3 protein-coding genes and 2 pseudogenes are annotated in these 2,258 nt (G+C 61.4%); 4 read left to right on the top strand and 1 reads right to left on the bottom strand.

Annotated elements, in window-relative coordinates; all coding sequences use genetic code 11:
- From PAA8504_RS22375 to PAA8504_RS22655, 3 genes and pseudogenes are all read left to right on the top strand, one after another.
- A partial coding sequence (locus PAA8504_RS22375; RefSeq protein WP_219928980.1) for a hypothetical protein occupies positions 1 to 230 on the top strand: 230 nt, incomplete at its 5' end.
- On the top strand, positions 227 to 508 hold the full coding sequence (locus PAA8504_RS21605) for a hypothetical protein (RefSeq protein WP_108896177.1): 282 nt from the start codon (positions 227 to 229) through the stop codon (positions 506 to 508). The genes PAA8504_RS22375 and PAA8504_RS21605, both read left to right, overlap by 4 nt.
- A 139-nt stretch (positions 509 to 647) precedes the next feature.
- Positions 648 to 782: pseudogene (locus PAA8504_RS22655) on the top strand (IS6 family transposase); the annotation flags it as partial.
- An 85-nt stretch (positions 783 to 867) separates the two neighbouring features.
- On the opposite strand, the gene PAA8504_RS21595 reads toward PAA8504_RS22655, so the two are convergent.
- Complete coding sequence (locus PAA8504_RS21595) at positions 868 to 1,326, bottom strand: hypothetical protein (protein ID WP_108896176.1); 459 nt, start codon at positions 1,324 to 1,326, stop codon at positions 868 to 870.
- Between the two features lie 168 nt (positions 1,327 to 1,494).
- Between PAA8504_RS21595 and PAA8504_RS21590 the strand changes: the two are divergent.
- Positions 1,495 to 2,258, top strand: a pseudogene (locus PAA8504_RS21590) (hypothetical protein); the annotation flags it as partial.

Genomic DNA, 2,258 nt, shown 5'->3' with positions numbered 1-2,258 from the left:
GCACGTCGACCTGCCGAAGCTTCGCGACGATCTCTTCCGGCTTGTGTCTCTTCTGGGGCATTCTTGCATCCTCCAACTGGCCCGTAAGCCATACTTCAGGGAGGACCACTTTTCAGGGGGCAGACCACTGTGCGCCGCTTGGCAACAGGTACTTCAATCAGGCTGAAATCGGCCAGGGCTACTCCAAGAACGTCCAATCGTTCCTGTCGATCACAAGGAACCATCCATGACAAGCGCAGAGCGATCTCCAGAATTAACCCACTATATCTGCCAGACTTATGTTGAAACGAAGGCTGGGCGCAACGGGCAGACTGGCCTGAAAATTGCCAAGCAACTTGAATATTCCACAGCTTCAGAAGCACAAAACAGAGCCGAACGAGAGGCTCAATCAAAGGATTGCGCAGGCGCGGACGCCTACATGGTGACTGAAGATCCAGCCAGTGGAGAAGTTGGCGAACCGAGCTTCCTCGTAAGACTTGGGAAGGTCCCAGAACTTGACGATTTCTAGAATCCTGAAAATGGCCGCAGTCTACCAAGACTTCCGGCTCTCCGACGGGGCGTGCATTCTTGGACGGTGATCGTGACATGACAAAGCGCGGCCGCGCGTCTGGCATGCCGGTCAGCATAGGATGTCGTCTGCGATACAGCTTCCCCCATTCGCCTCCGTCCATGCCTCTGTCACCAACCACTTCAACTCAGACCGCGGCCTCTCCTCACGCGCAAACTTCAAGCTGAACCGGGCCGCCGCTCTCGCCGAGTGGTGCGGTCTCGGCGCGGCGTAGAGAACCGCGACCGCGAGACCTTTGAGACTGGTTCGAGTTTGTCTGACACCACCTTTCGATCGTAAAGTCGCCGGTCCCATCGCGGCTAGCGTCGCCGCCGAGGCCGGCGAAAGGCTGCGATATCGGCTTTTACATGGATGCGGCCACGCGTCGCGTTCATGGCCGAATGGCGCGCCGTCAAGGCGGCCGAGCCGGTCGTGCGGCAGATGTCGAAGCCGCTGTGGCCAAGCGGCACAAACAGTCGGCGAGCGCCGACAAAGCACATCGGCTCGTCGAGCCCGGCCGAAAGGTATTCCCCGCGCCCCCGGACATGGATCTGGTAGCCGATGTGCGAGCGGCCGTAGGACGTCCTGCGGTAGGCCAAGAGGGCGTATCGCTGGCTGCCAATCCCCTCGATATCGAGGACAAGGCAAGGCCAGGCCTTGCGTGCCCCAGTGCTGTCTTCCTCGGCAAGGGGAAAGCTGAAGGAGACGATGTCCCCGTGACTAACGTGGTCTTGCCAAGCGGTGGTCGTGGTGAGGATGGCGCTGGTATCGCCAAACATGTCGGCTGAATGGATTGTGGGTGTCCGACGCGTCCGAACTGGGTCCCTGCCTTTTCTTCGCTCCGGGCTGGGACCGTCCGTCGTGTGATAATTGGCGAGCTGGTGAGCCGCGTTAAGCCCTCGTTAACGCCGACCGAGTTAGTGGCGCTCCGGATGCGAAAATCGGGGGTGCTGAAGTTGTCCTTTAATGCTGGTAATCTGACCCAATCTTTTAATGGCGGCGCGCATCTACCGCTGAGCCTCGGGCGACATCTTCAGCTCTGGTTGCTGGGCCTCCTTGCGCTGATCGCGTGGACAGCAACAGCGTCAATGTCGTCGGCGCAATTCACCAACTGCCCCGCCTTGTCCGGCACCGGCGAACAGCTGGCCCTCAACCTGACGGACGACAACTGCTTTAACACCTCCGGTCCCTATCCAATTGGCGTCGGCTTCGACGAAGACTTCATTTTCATTCAGGTCGCCGACCCCGGAGGAAGTACGAACTTCGAAATCCAGGACAACTTTTCACCGGATGGGCGCGCTTTGAGCTTCACCGTGGACAGCACCACGCTCACCTCGGGCTCCGGGGCCTACACGACCAACTGCTTTGCCGGATGCACTGTCACGGGCACGCATGGCGGCACCCCCTTCCCGAGCTTCACCTACACGTGGACCGGCAGCACAGGCACGGTCAGCGGTGCGCCGTCCGGCGCGCCGGAGATCGGCGTTTCTTCGTCCGAGGGCGGGGCGGTGGCCGATGGCGGCACCGACACGTTCACGTCCTCCCCGGTGGCGGGGGTGGCCGCGACCGTGACGTACACGATCGCCAACACCGGCACCGACACGTTGACGCTGACCACGCCGAGCGTCGGCGGCACCGTCTCGGGCCAGAGCAACGTCACCGTCGACAGCCTCACCCTGGGGTCGACCACCGTCGCGCCCGGCGGCGGCAC

This window comes from Palleronia abyssalis (assembly GCF_900302445.1).
Taxonomy (GTDB): Bacteria; Pseudomonadota; Alphaproteobacteria; order Rhodobacterales; family Rhodobacteraceae; genus Palleronia; species Palleronia abyssalis.
Note: the sequence above shows the minus strand (reverse complement) of the source record. Positions and strands in the feature narration are given on the sequence as shown.

Coding starts and splice junctions, on each gene's coding strand:
- PAA8504_RS21605 (WP_108896177.1), top strand. CDS start 227: ATGACAAGCGCAGAGCGATCTCCAGAATTAACCCACTATATCTGCCAG.
- PAA8504_RS21595 (WP_108896176.1), bottom strand. CDS start 1,326: ATGTTTGGCGATACCAGCGCCATCCTCACCACGACCACCGCTTGGCAA.